Origin of the sequence: Altererythrobacter sp. KTW20L (assembly GCF_023501975.1) — a bacterium.
GTDB lineage: Bacteria > Pseudomonadota > Alphaproteobacteria > Sphingomonadales > Sphingomonadaceae > Alteraurantiacibacter.
Genome location: NZ_JAMFLH010000016.1, coordinates 25,034 through 38,690, shown reverse-complemented (window position 1 = coordinate 38,690; position 13,657 = coordinate 25,034). Strand labels below are relative to the sequence as shown.

At 64.7% G+C, this 13,657-nt stretch carries 25 protein-coding genes; 16 read left to right on the top strand and 9 right to left on the bottom strand.

The features are described from left to right. The 7 genes from M3P36_RS14365 to pspF form a co-directional block, all read right to left on the bottom strand. The coding region (locus M3P36_RS14365; protein ID WP_249704393.1) for a translation initiation factor IF-2 associated domain-containing protein at window positions 1-200 on the bottom strand (200 nt) is incomplete at its 3' end. Further along, window positions 197-976, bottom strand: coding sequence for a DUF448 domain-containing protein (locus M3P36_RS14360; RefSeq protein WP_249704392.1), 780 nt, complete (start codon window positions 974-976; stop codon window positions 197-199). The genes M3P36_RS14365 and M3P36_RS14360, both read right to left, overlap by 4 nt. Then, window positions 957-2,621 (bottom strand): transcription termination factor NusA, encoded by a 1,665-nt coding sequence (gene nusA / locus M3P36_RS14355; protein WP_249704391.1) that lies wholly within the window; start codon window positions 2,619-2,621, stop codon window positions 957-959. The genes M3P36_RS14360 and nusA overlap by 20 nt, the downstream gene beginning before the upstream one ends. Continuing rightward, a complete protein-coding gene (locus tag M3P36_RS14350; RefSeq protein WP_249704390.1) occupies window positions 2,621-3,178 on the bottom strand; it encodes an LSm family protein in 558 nt (185 codons plus the stop codon). Before M3P36_RS14350 ends, nusA begins: the two co-directional genes overlap by 1 nt. A gap of 316 nt (window positions 3,179-3,494) precedes the next feature. After that, window positions 3,495-3,656, bottom strand: coding sequence for a hypothetical protein (locus M3P36_RS14345; protein WP_249704389.1), 162 nt, complete (start codon window positions 3,654-3,656; stop codon window positions 3,495-3,497). Between the two features lie 30 nt (window positions 3,657-3,686). Next, window positions 3,687-3,995: a hypothetical protein gene (locus tag M3P36_RS14340; RefSeq protein ID WP_249704388.1), complete on the bottom strand. Its 309-nt coding sequence runs from the start codon at window positions 3,993-3,995 to the stop codon at window positions 3,687-3,689. A gap of 108 nt (window positions 3,996-4,103) precedes the next feature. Next, window positions 4,104-5,132, bottom strand: a complete 1,029-nt coding sequence (gene pspF / locus M3P36_RS14335; protein ID WP_249704387.1) for a phage shock protein operon transcriptional activator — start codon at window positions 5,130-5,132, stop codon at window positions 4,104-4,106. 130 nt (window positions 5,133-5,262) lie between these two features. Here pspF and M3P36_RS14330 point away from each other — a divergent pair, with 130 nt between their 5' ends. The 12 genes from M3P36_RS14330 to M3P36_RS14275 are packed head-to-tail and all read left to right on the top strand — an operon-like array spanning window position 5,263 to window position 9,575. Further along, window positions 5,263-5,439, top strand: a complete 177-nt coding sequence (locus M3P36_RS14330) for a hypothetical protein (RefSeq protein WP_249704386.1) — start codon at window positions 5,263-5,265, stop codon at window positions 5,437-5,439. Beyond that, entirely contained in the window at window positions 5,436-6,278 is an 843-nt protein-coding gene (gene pspA, locus M3P36_RS14325) for a phage shock protein PspA (RefSeq protein WP_249704385.1), read from the top strand. Before M3P36_RS14330 ends, pspA begins: the two co-directional genes overlap by 4 nt. A 3-nt stretch (window positions 6,279-6,281) precedes the next feature. Then, window positions 6,282-6,575, top strand: coding sequence for an envelope stress response membrane protein PspB (gene pspB, locus M3P36_RS14320; protein ID WP_249704384.1), 294 nt, complete (start codon window positions 6,282-6,284; stop codon window positions 6,573-6,575). Then, entirely contained in the window at window positions 6,572-6,856 is a 285-nt protein-coding gene (locus M3P36_RS14315; RefSeq protein WP_249704383.1) for a PspC domain-containing protein, read from the top strand. Before pspB ends, M3P36_RS14315 begins: the two co-directional genes overlap by 4 nt. Further along, complete coding sequence (pspC, locus tag M3P36_RS14310) at window positions 6,853-7,230, top strand: envelope stress response membrane protein PspC (protein ID WP_249704382.1); 378 nt, start codon at window positions 6,853-6,855, stop codon at window positions 7,228-7,230. The genes M3P36_RS14315 and pspC overlap by 4 nt, the downstream gene beginning before the upstream one ends. 29 nt (window positions 7,231-7,259) lie before the next feature. After that, the gene (locus M3P36_RS14305; RefSeq protein ID WP_249704381.1) at window positions 7,260-7,559 is read left to right on the top strand and encodes a hypothetical protein; all 300 of its coding nucleotides are present in this window, start codon (window positions 7,260-7,262) and stop codon (window positions 7,557-7,559) included. Then, window positions 7,559-7,894, top strand: a complete 336-nt coding sequence (locus tag M3P36_RS14300) for a hypothetical protein (RefSeq protein WP_249704380.1) — start codon at window positions 7,559-7,561, stop codon at window positions 7,892-7,894. The genes M3P36_RS14305 and M3P36_RS14300 overlap by 1 nt, the downstream gene beginning before the upstream one ends. A gap of 3 nt (window positions 7,895-7,897) precedes the next feature. After that, complete coding sequence (locus M3P36_RS14295) at window positions 7,898-8,245, top strand: hypothetical protein (RefSeq protein ID WP_249704379.1); 348 nt, start codon at window positions 7,898-7,900, stop codon at window positions 8,243-8,245. Next, on the top strand, window positions 8,242-8,493 hold the full coding sequence (locus M3P36_RS14290; RefSeq protein ID WP_249704378.1) for a hypothetical protein: 252 nt from the start codon (window positions 8,242-8,244) through the stop codon (window positions 8,491-8,493). The genes M3P36_RS14295 and M3P36_RS14290 overlap by 4 nt, the downstream gene beginning before the upstream one ends. 16 nt (window positions 8,494-8,509) lie before the next feature. Beyond that, on the top strand, window positions 8,510-8,758 hold the full coding sequence (locus tag M3P36_RS14285) for a hypothetical protein (protein WP_249704377.1): 249 nt from the start codon (window positions 8,510-8,512) through the stop codon (window positions 8,756-8,758). 56 nt (window positions 8,759-8,814) lie between these two features. Next, window positions 8,815-9,222 (top strand): SufE family protein, encoded by a 408-nt coding sequence (locus M3P36_RS14280; RefSeq protein ID WP_249704376.1) that lies wholly within the window; start codon window positions 8,815-8,817, stop codon window positions 9,220-9,222. A gap of 5 nt (window positions 9,223-9,227) precedes the next feature. Then, window positions 9,228-9,575 carry a YbaN family protein gene (locus tag M3P36_RS14275; RefSeq protein ID WP_249704375.1) on the top strand — a complete coding sequence of 116 codons (348 nt, stop codon included), beginning with the start codon at window positions 9,228-9,230 and terminating at the stop codon, window positions 9,573-9,575. Between the two features lie 189 nt (window positions 9,576-9,764). Here M3P36_RS14275 and M3P36_RS14270 read toward each other — a convergent pair whose 3' ends face one another. Together M3P36_RS14270 and M3P36_RS14265 are read right to left on the bottom strand one after the other, a co-directional pair. Beyond that, the gene (locus tag M3P36_RS14270) at window positions 9,765-10,295 is read right to left on the bottom strand and encodes a sterol desaturase family protein (protein ID WP_502798389.1); all 531 of its coding nucleotides are present in this window, start codon (window positions 10,293-10,295) and stop codon (window positions 9,765-9,767) included. A 43-nt stretch (window positions 10,296-10,338) separates the two neighbouring features. Then, window positions 10,339-10,761 carry an acyl-CoA thioesterase gene (locus M3P36_RS14265; protein WP_249704373.1) on the bottom strand — a complete coding sequence of 141 codons (423 nt, stop codon included), beginning with the start codon at window positions 10,759-10,761 and terminating at the stop codon, window positions 10,339-10,341. Between the two features lie 122 nt (window positions 10,762-10,883). Between M3P36_RS14265 and leuC the strand changes: the two genes are divergently transcribed. Genes leuC through leuD form a run of 4 tightly spaced genes read left to right on the top strand, consistent with a single transcriptional unit; the run spans window position 10,884 to window position 13,623 of the window. Continuing rightward, window positions 10,884-12,317, top strand: a complete 1,434-nt coding sequence (gene leuC / locus M3P36_RS14260) for a 3-isopropylmalate dehydratase large subunit (protein ID WP_249704372.1) — start codon at window positions 10,884-10,886, stop codon at window positions 12,315-12,317. Next, the gene (locus tag M3P36_RS14255) at window positions 12,317-12,826 is read left to right on the top strand and encodes a DNA-deoxyinosine glycosylase (protein ID WP_249704371.1); all 510 of its coding nucleotides are present in this window, start codon (window positions 12,317-12,319) and stop codon (window positions 12,824-12,826) included. Before leuC ends, M3P36_RS14255 begins: the two co-directional genes overlap by 1 nt. 39 nt (window positions 12,827-12,865) lie before the next feature. Beyond that, the gene (locus M3P36_RS14250) at window positions 12,866-13,021 is read left to right on the top strand and encodes a hypothetical protein (RefSeq protein WP_249704370.1); all 156 of its coding nucleotides are present in this window, start codon (window positions 12,866-12,868) and stop codon (window positions 13,019-13,021) included. Further along, window positions 13,021-13,623, top strand: a complete 603-nt coding sequence (gene leuD, locus M3P36_RS14245) for a 3-isopropylmalate dehydratase small subunit (RefSeq protein ID WP_249704369.1) — start codon at window positions 13,021-13,023, stop codon at window positions 13,621-13,623. The genes M3P36_RS14250 and leuD overlap by 1 nt, the downstream gene beginning before the upstream one ends. The last annotated feature ends 34 nt before the right edge of the window (window positions 13,624-13,657 follow it).

Genomic DNA, 13,657 nt, shown 5'->3' with positions numbered 1-13,657 from the left:
GGTGCAGGCGCAGGGGCAACCTCGGGCGCAGCGCCTGCGCCAGTTCCGGGCTTGCCGACCAGGCGGCGACGCTTCACCTCGACCACCACCTTGTTGGTGCGGCCGTGGCTGAAGGTCTGCTTGACCTCGCCCGAGCCAGCCGAAAGCTTCAGCCCCAGAGGCTTGCGTTCGCGCTGCGGAGTTTCATCGTTATCGCTCATACGCTCTTATCTAGTCCTTCAAATTCAATCGTGTCGGCAGCACCGGCGGCCTCGTCGGCCGGGGTGACACCGGATCCATCTGCTTCGGGCCCAGCGGCCCCCAAAAAGGTCTGCAAACGCCGCAGCGGGACCATTACCCGCTGTGCCGAAGCGTGGTCGACCAGCGCCAGGTGGACGACATTGTCGCGGCCCAATGCCACAGACAGGGCCTCGCGGTCCAGTGGCAGCCGTTCTCCTGTCGCGCCGCTGCCTTCCCGATCGGTGCCGACGCGCCACGCCTGGTCGAGCTTGCGCGCGCCATCCTGGCTGGCATCGGCGGCATGGAACAGGGCCGACACCTTGCCCATCCGCGCCTCGTTGGCGATCTTGTCGGAACCCAGCAGCAGCTTGCCTGAACGGAATTCCAGCCCCAGCCGGTCAAGGAAGGCACGGCGCACGGCCGCCTCGACAAGATCGGGAAGGTCGGGCGAGATTACAAGCTGCGCCCCCTTGAAGGCCCGCGCCAATGCGCCCTTCAGCTTGCCGTTGCCAAGGGCTTCGGCCAGCGCCGCCTTGTCCACCCCGATCCATGCCCCCCGCCCCGGTGCACGCGCCAGGGCATCGGGCAGGACCTGGCCTTCGGGCGAAATCGCCAGCCGGATCAGGTCGTCGCGGGCGGACGTGCGGCCGGTGAGCACGCAGCGACGCTCGGGAGTGTCGCCACTCCCGTCACGCGCGCTCGCGGCACGCTTGCCCCGGGCAGGGGAACCTAGCGGCTCATTGCGAGGATTCCGCATTTGCGGCCTCCTCTGATGCGGGCTCGGCTTCGGCTGCGGCAGACGGAGCGGCCTCTTCCTCGTCCTCGAACCAGTGCGCGCGGGCGGCCATGATGATTTCGTTGCCCTGCTCTTCGCTCAAGCCGAACAGGCCGAGCACGCCGCCCTTGTCCTCGGGCCGCTGCGGACGACGCAGCTGCGGGCCTTCGGGATTGCGGCGGCGCGGCGCTTCGCGCTTCTTGGCGATCAGTTCGTCGGTGGCGAGATCGGCCAGGTCATCCAGCGTCTTGATCCCGGCCTTGCCCAGCACGACCAGCATTTCTTCGGTCAGGTGCGGCAGTTCGGCCAAGTCGTCTTCGACGCCCAGTTCGCGGCGGGTGGCGCGATAGGACTCTTCCTTGCGCTCGATCGCTTCGCGTGCGCGGGTCTGGAGTTCCTCGGCCAGCTCTTCGTCAAAGCCTTCGATCCCGGCCAGTTCGGCCAGATCGACATAGGCGACCTCTTCCAGCTCGGCGAAGCCTTCGGCCACCAGCAGCTGCGACAGCGTCTCGTCGACGTCGAGTTCTTCCTCGAACATCTTGGACCGCTCGGCGAATTCCTTGGAGCGCTTCTCCGAAGCTTCTTCCTCGGTCATGATGTCGATCTGGTGCCCGGTCAGCTGGCTGGCGAGGCGCACGTTCTGGCCGCGGCGACCGATGGCGAGCGACAGCTGGTCATCGGGAACGACCACCTCGATGCGGCCTTCGTCCTCGTCCAGCACCACGCGCGAAACGGTGGCGGGCTGGAGCGCGTTGACCACGAAAGTCGCGGTGTCCTCGCTCCACGGGATGATGTCGATCTTCTCGCCCTGCAGTTCCTGCACGACCGCCTGCACGCGGCTGCCCTTCATGCCGACGCAGGCGCCGACCGGATCGATGCTGGAATCGCGGCTGATCACGCCGATCTTGGCGCGGCTGCCAGGGTCACGGGCGGCGGCCTTGATCTCGATGATGTTGTCGTAGATTTCGGGCACTTCCTGCGCGAACAGCTTCTTCATGAAATCGGGATGGGCGCGGGACAGGAAGATCTGCGGGCCGCGGTTGTTGCGTTCCACCTTCATGATCAGCGCGCGGACACGCTCGCCGGTACGCGCAGCTTCGCGCGGGATCTGCTGGTCACGCCGGATCACGCCTTCGGCGCGACCCAGGTTGACGATCACGTGGCCGAATTCGACCGACTTGATCACGCCGGTGATGACTTCGCCGGCGCGGTCCTTGAATTCCTCGAACTGGCGCTCGCGCTCGGCATCGCGGACCTTCTGGAAGATCACCTGCTTGGCGCTCTGCGCGTCGATACGGCCGAGGTCCACCGGGGGCAGCGGATCGACGATATAGTCACCCAGCACGGCGCCGGGCTGCAGCTTTTCGGCCTGCTTGACGTCAACCTGCTTGAAATAGTCCTCAACCTCTTCGACCACTTCGACCACGCGCCACAGGCGCAGGTCGCCGGTCAGCGGATCGAGCTTGGCGCGGATGTCGTTCTCGGCGCCATAGCGCGCTCGGGCCGCCTTCTGGATCGCCTCTTCCATCGCTTCGATGACGATCGCCTTGTCGATCATCTTTTCCGAAGCGACCGCGGTGGCGATTGCGAGCAGCTCTGCCTTGTTGGCGGAAATCGGGGTGGCCATCAGTCTTGGACCTCTTCTGCGGGTGTTTCGTCAAACTCGTCCGCGCCCGACATGTCGAGCGGCTGGGTAGCGGCGATCAGCTTGTCGGTCAGGACAAGCTGGGCATAATTGATTGCGCTGAGCGGCACGGTGACCGGGCCAGCCTTGCGATCCTCGATCGAAACCTGCCCGTCCTCGAAGGCGAGCAGCGGGCCGGACAGGCGGCGGAATTCGGTATAGCCATCGACCATGGCGATCTTGGCATCGTGGCCGATCCACTGGGCATAGTCCTTGGGGCGGGTCAGCGGGCGGTCGATGCCGGGACTGCCGACTTCGAGCATGTAGGCACCCTCGACCAGTTCGCCCTCGGCTTCTTCCACCGCATCGATGCTGGCAGAAATGGCGCGGCTCAACTGCGCGCACTGGCCCATCACCAATTGCCCGGTGGCGGGATCTTCCGCCATGACCTGCAGGGTGCGCTCCTCGCCCTGGCCGGACAACCGCACGCGCACGAGTTCAAACCCGAGCGCGGTGGCTTCGGTTTCGATCAACTGTGTCAGGCGGGCAATATCGGCCACTCGGTCTCCATCTGGTGCGGCATCGTGCAAAGCGGTTCGGAGCCGGCCCCCGAAGGCGCCAGCACCAGACTCTGCCAAGACAATGTCGGTATGGGGGGTCCTTTAGAACCTCACGCCACGAAAAGCAACAGAGCTTCGCTGTCCGTGCGGCGAATTGCCGCAGCTAGGTTCAGCCGCTGCAGAAACGGACGACTGCCGCATCCAGTTCGTCGAGAGTGGCGGCGTCGCGATCGACCCTGCCCTGGTCCATTGCGCGGTCCCAGGCTTCCTCGGCCATGCGCGTGGATTGTTCGCACTGCTCCTGACGGACTTCGGCCTAGGTTTCAGCAATGGTCTGGTTGATCGACTTGCCGTCCAGCGAGGACTGCTCCTGGTCCATGAAGTTGTTTACGTTGCGCGGCGCGGATAACCCGTAGGCGACCACTGCCGCGATGCCAACGGTAGCCGCCAGACCGACAAGTCCCTTCACCAGATCCATGCGATGTTCCTTTCGGGCCGGATGGCCCGATCAGTTGCTGCTGTTGGCGGCACCCATGGCGCTGGCCGTGTCTTCCAGCCGTCCGGTCGTTTCATCACCGGCGCTCAGCAGGTTCATGCCGTTTTCGTCGAGAAAGGCCACGGTGCTGTCGATCATGCCGTCGATCATGCCGGGTTCGCCTGCTGCAGAAGCTGCGGCGGGCGCAGCATCGACCGCCCAGGGGTTGTTCGACTTCGCCACTTCTTCACCCTGGCCGGGCGTCATGAAAAACACGCCAAGGGCGACGACAGCAGTAGCGCCCACCTTGTGACGGACGACGTAACGAGCAAAAGCGAACATGGCAGTCTCCCCAGAACCCATGGATCCCCGAATAAGGGGAACTACGTAGCAGGGGGGAGTTTCGGGGCCGTTAACCCTGTGTTTGGGCGAAAGTAACCATTGGCCGGCCTATTCCGGCGGGCTGCCGGTGATGCTGTGCTTCTTCAGGCAATGACGCAACTGGTCATAGGACAGGCCGAGCGCGGCAGCCGTCTGGCGCTGGTTCCACCGGTGGCGACCCAGCGCGTGTTCGACGATGGTCTTTTCATGCAGGTCCACCGCCGCGCGCAGGTCGGTCACTTGCGAATGATCGGGCGCGGGGGATGGCTGGTGGGGAGCGCTGGTGCCTTCGGTCGCTGCTGCCCGTGGCGATCCTGCGGGTTTCCACGGGCTGTCGAACGGATCGAACTGGACATGGCCGACAGGTTCGGACCAGTCATCCCACCGGTAGATTGCCCGCTCCACCACGTTGCGCAGTTCGCGCACGTTGCCGGGCCAGGGGTGCTGTTCCATCGCCTCGGCCACGTGGGCGGCAAAGCCCGGCCATTCTTCCCAACCCAGTTCCGCCGCCATGCGCCGCCCGAAGTAGTCGGCCAGCACCGGAATATCCCCCTCGCGCACCCGCAGGGGCGGGAGGGTGATGACTTCGAAGCACAGCCGGTCGAGCAGGTCGAGGCGGAAGCGCCCTTCCGCCGCCATGCGCGGCAGGTCCTCGTTGGTGGCCGCCACGATCCGCACGTCCACCCGGATCGGGCGGGACGAGCCGATGCGTGTCACCTCGCCATATTCCACCGCGCGCAGCAGGCGTTCCTGTGCGCCCATGGAGAGCGTGGCGAGTTCGTCGAGAAACAGCGTGCCCTTGTCGGCCTCCTCGAACCGCCCTTCGCGGGCGCGGGTGGCGCCGGTGAAGGCGCCCGCCTCATGCCCGAACAGCTCGGCCTCGATCAGCGTTTCGGGCAGGGCCGCGCAGTTCATCGTGACCAGCGGTTCTTCCCACCTGTTCGACAGGCGGTGGAGGCGTTCGGCGATCAGTTCCTTGCCGGTCCCGCGCTCGCCGATCACCAGCACCGGGCGGCGCAATGGAGCGGCGCGGCTGGCGCGTTCCACCGCATCGAGAAAGGCGCCCGACTGGCCGACAAACTGATTTCCCCGCTCCATAGCCAAGTTATAGCGAAAATTCCCAAGGCTTGGCAATCCTTCCCATATCGTAGGACCTGGCCCAAGCGTAAATGCATTTGGCACGGCGCTTGCAAATCATCTGCCATACACCGTTCAGGAGATGAAAAAGATGATCGACCACCGTTTCTTCGCCAGCAAGCTCGGCCTGTCCGCGCTGGTGAGCGTGGCCGCGATGGTCGCGTTCAACCTGTTCGCGATCGCCCAGGCCGAAGCCCACCCGCGCTACCAGCCGACCAGCTATTCGGGCGCGCCGGTGATCGCGGTGCCGATGGTGGAGCTGGCATGAGCGACGAAACGCGCAACCAGCTGACCCCGATCAGCGACAATTCGCGCCTTGATCGCGAGATCGAGCGTCTGCGCACCAGCCCCACCCCCACCCGCAATTCGCTGTCCGCCGCCTACCCCACTTCTGCAGGAGCCGCCTTGATGGGCATTTTTTCCCGTACCCGTGATATCATCGCCGCCAATTTCAACGAGCTGCTGGACCAGGCCGACGATCCTTCCAAGATGATCCGCATGATCATCCTGGAGATGGAGGAAACGCTGGTGGAAGTGCGCGCCAGCGCTGCCCGCACCATTGCCGACCAGAAGGAAATGCACCGCCATTCGGTCAAGCTCGACAAGCTGCAGGCCGACTGGGCCGACAAGGCGCAGCTCGCCCTGTCGAAGAACCGCGAGGACCTGGCCCGCGCCGCGCTGGTCGAGCGGCGCAAGGCGGCCGACATGGCCGAACAGCTGAAGGCCGAAGTGACCGTGCTCGACGATGCACTGCGGGCCTATGAAGTGGACATCAACAAGCTGCAGAACCGCCTGCGCGAAGCCCGCAGCCGGCAGAGCCAGATCGCCGCCCGCCTCGAAAGCGCGGAAAACCGCTTCAAGCTGCGCAGCCTGATGACCAACGAGCGGGTGGACGAGGCTCTGACCCGGTTCGACCAGCTCGAACGCCGTGTCGATTACGCCGAAGGCCGCGCCGATGCGCTGGGCATGTCCGGCGGGCCGCGCACGCTGGCGGATGAATTCGCCGCGCTCGAGGGGACCGACAAGGTGGACGAGGAACTGGAAGAAATGAAGCGCGCTCTCGGCATGGGCACCCCTGCCCCCGATGCAGCGAAGAAGGAGGATTGAGCGGTGGATGAATTCTTTGTCCTGGCAGGTTTCATCGGGGTTCCCTGGGTGATCCTGCACTATGTCACCAAGTGGAAAACTGCCGCGACCATCACCGTGGACGACGAGACGCTGCTGGAGGAGCTCTACCAACTCGCCAAGCGGCTGGATGAACGGATGGACACGGTCGAACGGCTGGTCGCCAGCGACCATGCGGAGTTCAAGCCCGCCCGCGTGCTGGCCGACCTGCAGGAAGACAACGACCAGCTGGCCGAACTGGAACAGATGCTCGCGGTGAAGAAGGGAGCCCGCAGGTGAGTGATGAGCGCGACCGCCTCTACCTCGACAAGTTCAACGGAAAATTGTTCGGGGTCTGTGCGGGAATTGCGGATTACGCCGGGATCAACAGCATGTGGCCAAGACTGGCCGTGATCATCCTGATCCTGACCCCCGCCGCGCCGATCGCGATCCTGGGCTACATCGCGCTGGCCTTGGCCCTGCCGAGGAAGCCGGTGCACCTGTACCGCGAGAACTACCGGGAAATATTTGGCGATGACCAAGGGCCGAGGCGCCCGCACAAGAGGAACGAGGACCAGTGAATACGACCCACACCACGCTCTATCGCGACAAGGAGACCGGCAAGCTGGGCGGCGTCTGCGCCGGGGTTGCGGACTATACCGGGATCAACCCGTTCTGGGTCCGGTTCGGCTTCCTGCTCACCCTGCCCGTCCTGTCGTGGATCACCGTGCCGGCCTATCTCCTGATGTGGATTCTGTTGAGCAAGAAGCCGCCGCACCTCTACCGCGACGACAAGGAGCAGCAGTACTGGCAGCGCGTGCGCCAGTCGCCCAAGCGCACGGCGCGCGAGATCCGCAGCCAGTTCCGCGCCATCGACCGCCGCCTGGCCGAGGTCGAGCAGTACTACGTCTCCAGCAACCCGCGCCTGTCCGACGAGATCGAACGGCTGCGCTGAACAACCTGTTCCGGGGGGGGGGGAATACCATGTTCGAAATATCACCTCTGCTGATCCCGATCTTCGCCCTGGCCATCCCGATCGTGGCGATCTGGACCACCCACCAGCGCAAGATGGCCGAGATGCGTGCGCACCTGGGCTCGAGCGACAACGAAAGCCCGAACGCCGAACTGGCAGGCCGGGTCAAGGAACTGGAGGACCGTGTCCGCGTGCTGGAACGCATCGCCACCGACAGCGGCCCTTCGCTGGCCGCACAGATCGATGCGCTGCGCGATGAACCCGCCAGCCCGGCGGGTGTCCCGCTGGCCTTCGAGAAGGAGCGTGTGTGATGGAATTTGCCGACCTGCTCCCCTACATCGGCTGGATGGTAGCCGGTGGTATCGGCCTCGGCGCGGCGGGCATTGCCGCCTCGGTCCACACCACCCGGCTCAAGATCAAGAACGGCTATCCGCTGGAAGGCATGTGGGGCCAGTCCCTGAAGCCATCCATGACCAGCGAATCCATGGAACGGGTCAAGCTGATCACCCAGGAAAACACCGCCCTGCGCGCCGAACTGTCGAGCATGAAGGAACGTCTCGCCACGGTGGAGCGGATCGTGACCGACAGCGGCTTTGGCCTGACCCACCAGATCGAAGCCCTTCGTGACAAAGACGGAGTGAACTGAGCCATGGATATGACCATTGTCTTCGTCTTCTGCTTCATCGTGGTCGTCTTCGCGATCATGATGGGCACGATCAAGGAGGTCGCCAAACGCCAGATGGCATTCAAGGAGCGCAAGCTGGAACTCGAACACGCTGGCGGCACCGGTGGACTCGTAGCAGAAGCCGCCGCCCGGCTGGACAACATGGAACAGCGCCTGCGCGTGCTGGAATGCATCGCCACCGACAGCGGCTCGAACGTCAGCGCCGACCTGGCGCGCGAGATCGAGGCGCTTCGGTATGAGCAGCACGTGGCAGACAGCGGCGTGCCGATCGACCTGAAGGAGCCAATCGACGTGAAGGAGAAAGTGCGTTGAACTGGCCGCTTGCCATCTTTGCCATGTTTGCCGTGATGATGCTGGTTATGCTGATATCAAATCGCCGCCAGCGCGACATCAACCGGCAGGACACGATGCCGCCCGAAGGCCCCTCGCCCCGCGAGCTTGAGCTGGAGGAAGAAGTGCACGACCTGAAGGAGCGCCTGAAAGTGCTCGAACGCATTGCCACCGAGGACCGCGCCGCCAAGCGCCTGTCTTCCGAAATCGAACAGTTGCGGGACGAATAGGAAAAGAGAGGGAATGATGAGCGAACAACTGCTGTTGGCCAGCGCTTCTCTGCTGGGCCTGGTGATCCTCGCCACCGCCATGCTGAAAGGCTGGCAGGGCTGGCTGGCGCTGAAGGAACGCGAACTCGACCGCCGCGCGGGCATTTCTCACGCTCCCGCTGAAGCCGAGGGCGGATCGCGAGAAGGATACCAGCGGATGGAGATCGCCGACCTCAAGGAACGCATCCGCAAGCTGGAAGCCATCGCCAACGGGGTGGATCTTTAGGTTTCGGACTTGCGGACGGGGTGGATTTGCCAGCCCGGTGCGCATACATGCGGCCCATGCGCACCCTCCCCGACATTCTCGAAGAGTATGAATTCCTCGAAGGCGACGAACGCTATCGCCTGCTGATCGAGCTTGGTCGCGAGCTGGAAGACATGCCCCAGCCGCTGAAAACCGATGCCACGCTGGTGCGCGGCTGTTCGGCGCAGGTCTGGGTCTATCCCACAGGCGATGCCGACAAGCTGCACTTCCTGGCCGACAGCAATGCCGCCATTACCAAGGGCATCGTGGCGCTGGTTATCTCTGCCGTTCAGGACAGGCCGGCGGCAGACGTGGCGGCCATGGACGTGGGCCATGAACTCGCACCGTTCGATCTGAAGAACCAGCTGTCGAGCAACCGCACCCAGGGCGTGCCCAACATGATCGCGCTGGTCCAGGCCCACGCCGCGCGCATCGCGGCAGGCTGAGCGCCATGCGTCCGGTCTGGACGAGCGCGGGGCTGGTCTTCACCGGGCTTGGCGCGGTCGGCGCTTTCCTGCCGCTGCTGCCGACCGTGCCGTTCCTGCTGCTGGCCGCCTTCTGCTTTGCACGGGGCAATCCGGCGTGGGAGGCGCGGCTGCTGGCCCATCCCAGGTGGGGTCCGCCGCTGCTGGAATGGCGGCAACGTGGCGCCATCTCGCGCAAGGCCAAGCGGGCGGCGGTGCTGGCGCTGGCGATCAGTGTAGCGGTGACTGCGGCGACGCTGGGCTTTCCCTGGGCGTGGGTGACAATCGCGGTGGCGCTCACCTGCGGCACCTGGATCTGCACCCGGCCCACTTGACGCTTTCCTACAGGGCAGGACCCGCCCCACGTGACGAGTGGCTCTTTTGACAAGTAAATCCAGCTGGCGCGCGACTTTCTCCCGGGGGCGTGTCACTTTGCCCCCTATCAGGTAAATTACTGTATATCAGGTAGTTAAGCGCGAAAACAAAAGTGACAGCATGTCACTTGTGTCACCTTTGCCGGGCTCTCAGGCCCCTGCACTATCCCGCACCACGGCGATACCCGCCTCGCGCTGGCGCTTCAGTTCGGCCTTCAGCGCCGCCGGATCGCGGGCAAAGACGAAACCGAAGCTGACCCCGCCTTCCTTGCCGATGGTCGCATGGTGGAGCTTGTGCGCCTGGACCAGCCGCTTGGCATAGCCGCGCTTGGGCACCCATTTGAAGTACCGCTGGTGGACCAGCCCATCGTGGATCAGCGTGTAGATGATGCCATAGATCAGGATGCCGATACCGATGAAGGTGGCGGGCCACCAGGCACTGGCCCCCATCACCAGCGGGCTGCCCAGCGCAAACATCGAAATGCTCATGATCGCCCCGACAACCCCGTAAAGGTCGTTCTTTTCCAGCACCTTGTCATGCGGCTCGTGATGGTCGCGGTGCCAGCCCCAGCCCCACCCATGCATGATGTACTTGTGGCTCGACCACGCGACCCACTCCATCGCCAGCACGCTGGCAACAACGATCAGCACGGCAATCAGGGTGTCACTCATAGTGCCCATATAGGCCGGAGCAGCGGCAGACGCAAAGTAGACCTTTGGGTGGTCAATCAGCCGTAGCGGCGGCCTTCTTGGGAATGCCGAAATGGGTCTCGGCCAGGTCGCGGCAGATGCGGGCCGGGCGATGGGTCTCGCTGTCGATGCAGCACCACACGGATTGCACCTCGGCCAGCACCTCGCCGCCGCGCTCGATCACGGTGTTGTAGAACGAGCGCGCACCGGCGACCTTTTCCAGCATGGTGCGGGCCACCACGTCATCCGACAGGAAAGCCGGGCGGCGATAGGTGATCTCGTGCTTCAGCGCCACCCACAGGTGCGCCGCCGCCGTCTCTGCCGGGGCAAAACGGTGCCAGTGGGCCAGCACTACGTCCTGCACCCAGCCGAGGTAGCGCGCGTTGTTCACATGGCCCATGAAATCGATATCGTCGGGCGTGATCGTGATGGGAATCGCATGGGTGTTAGTTGACATGAATGTCAGTTATCGCAGAACCGTGACAAAACCAAGGCATTTGACCACCATTTGCGGCGCAAAAAGAATTCCTATGCGCGCGCCCGCTTGCAATGCGCCGCCCGGGGCGTAAGTGCCGCATCATGGCATCCAAACCGCGCACCTTGTACGAGAAGATCTGGGACACGCATGTCATCGAACAGCGGCCCGATGGCACCTGTCTGCTGTTCATCGACCGGCACCTGGTCCACGAAGTCACCAGCCCCCAGGCGTTCGAGGCGCTGCGCCTCAATGGCCGCAAGGTCCGCCGCCCGGAACTCACGCTGGCCGTGCCCGATCACAACCTGCCCACCACGGCGCGGGTCGATGCGAGCGGCGCGCGGGTGCCGATTGCCGACGTGGAAAGCCGCCAGCAGCTTGAAGCGCTGGAACGCAATGCGCCCGAATTCGGCGTGCGCTATTTTGGGGCCACCGCCGCGCAACAGGGCATCGTCCACGTGGTCGGCCCGGAGCAGGGCTTTTCGCTGCCCGGCACCACCATCGTCTGCGGTGACAGCCATACCGCCTGCCACGGCGGCGTGGGAGCGCTGGCCTTCGGCATCGGCACCAGCGAGGTGGAGCACGTGCTGGCCACCCAGACGCTGCAGCTGCGCCAGTCGAAAACGATGGAGATCCGCGTCGAGGGCGAACTTGGACCCGGCATTTCGTCGAAGGACCTGATCCTCCACATCATCGGCGTGATCGGCACGGCGGGCGGCACCGGCCACGTGATCGAATACCGCGGGCCGGTGTTTGAAAAGATGAGCATCGAAGGCCGTCTGACGGTCTGCAACATGAGCATCGAGGGCGGCGCGCGGGCCGGCCTGATCGCGCCTGATGAAACCACCTTCGCCTATCTCAAGGGCCGCCCGCTCGCCCCGCAAGGTGCGGACTGGGACGCGGCGGTAGCCTATTGGAAAACGCTGCATACCGACGAAGGCGCGGTGTTCGACAAGAGCGTGGTTATCCAGGCCTCGGACGTGCAGCCCACGGTAACCTGGGGCACCAGTCCGGAAGACACCGTGGCCATCGGCGGCGTGGTCCCCGATCCCGCCAGCTTTGCCGACCCGTCCAAGCAGCGCGCCGCCCGCGCCAGCCTCGACTACATGGGCCTCGAACCCGGCCAGCCGATGGCCGAGGTGGAAGTGCAGAACATCTTCATCGGCTCCTGCACCAACAGCCGCATCGAAGACCTGCGCGCCGCGGCAGAAGTGCTGAAAGGCCGCCACGTCCATCCCAACATCAAGTGGGGCATCGTGGTGCCAGGCTCGGGCCTCGTCAAGCTTCAGGCCGAAGCCGAGGGGCTGGACAAGGTATTCACCGAAGCCGGCCTCGAATGGCGCGAGCCGGGTTGCTCGGCCTGCCTAGGGATGAACCCCGACAAGGTGCCGCCGGGCGAACGCTCGGCCTCCACCTCCAACCGCAACTTCGTCGGACGGCAAGGCCCCGGCGCCCGCACCCACCTCGTCAGCCCCGCGATGGCGGCGGCGGCGGCGGTCACGGGCAGGCTCACCGATGTGCGGGAACTGACGGGGTGATGCCCGATCCGGCAGGCGAGGGGCGCAAGTCCTCCTTCGCCCCGGTGGTCGATGTCCGCACCCGCCTGCTGATCCTCGGCAGCCTGCCAGGCGAGGTGTCACTGGCAGAGCAGCGCTATTACGCCCATCCGCGCAACCGGTTCTGGCATCTGGTGGGCCAGGCCATCGGCTGCGATCTGACAGCCCTGCCCTATAACGAGCGCCTCACCACGCTGCTCGCGCATCATGTCGGCCTGTGGGATACAATCGCCAGTGCCGAGCGGCGCGGCAGCCTCGATGCGGCGATCCGTAACGAGGCGCACAACCCGCTGGCGGACCTTGCGGCCACCCTCCCCGCTTTGCGCGCGGTCGCCTTCAACGGAGCAAAAGCCGCAAAGGTCGGGCGCAGGCTGCTGGCGACAAGCCCTCTCACCCTGATCGACCTGCCCAGTTCCAGCCCGGCCCATGCGGCCATGCCGCTGGCCCGCAAAGAGGAACTATGGCGGCATGTCGGCGATTTTGTCCGCTGAACACTTGCCTAGCGCTGCGGCAGGGATAATGGAGGACACATGACTGACGACCAGAAAAAGCTCATCGCCGCCGGGGCGGCCATCGGCTCTGCCGCTGTTGCTGCCGCGCTGCTCTATGCCAGCAAGCGCCGCAAGAAGGCCGTGCCCAAGCAGCTCCCGCCGATCCCCTCGGGCGAGAACCCGGAGACCGATTGATGGAACCTGTCACCACGGTCGAGGGCCGCGCCTATCCGTTCGGGATGAAGAACGTCGATACCGACATCATCATCCCGGCACATTACCTCAAGACCGTGACCCGCAACGGCCTTGGCCGCGGGGCGTTCGAAGCGCTGCGGAAGGATCCGGCCAACGTGTTCGACGATCCGGCCCACAAGGGCGCGCCGATCATCATCGCGGGCGACAACTTCGGCTGCGGTTCCAGCCGCGAACATGCCGCCTGGGCGCTGCTCGACATGGGCGTAAAGGCGGTGATCGCACCCAGCTTTTCCGACATCTTCGCTGGTAACGCCTTCAAGAACGGCATCGTCACCGTGGCCCTGCCGCAGGAGGCGATCGACCGGCTGATGGAAGTGGCCGAGACCGATCCGATCACCATCGACCTTGAAGCGCAGACCGTGACCACGCCGTTCCAAGACCGCTGGACCTTCGCCATCGACCCGTTCCGCAAGCACTGCCTGACCGAAGGGCTGGACGAGGTCGGCCTCACGCTGAAAAGCGATGCCGCCATCTCGGCATATGAAGCGCGCCAGCGCGAAAGCCAGCCTTGGATCGCCAAGGGGACGGGACTTGCCGCCTGAGCGGCCACAGCCTATTGCTATCACTCCCGATCGA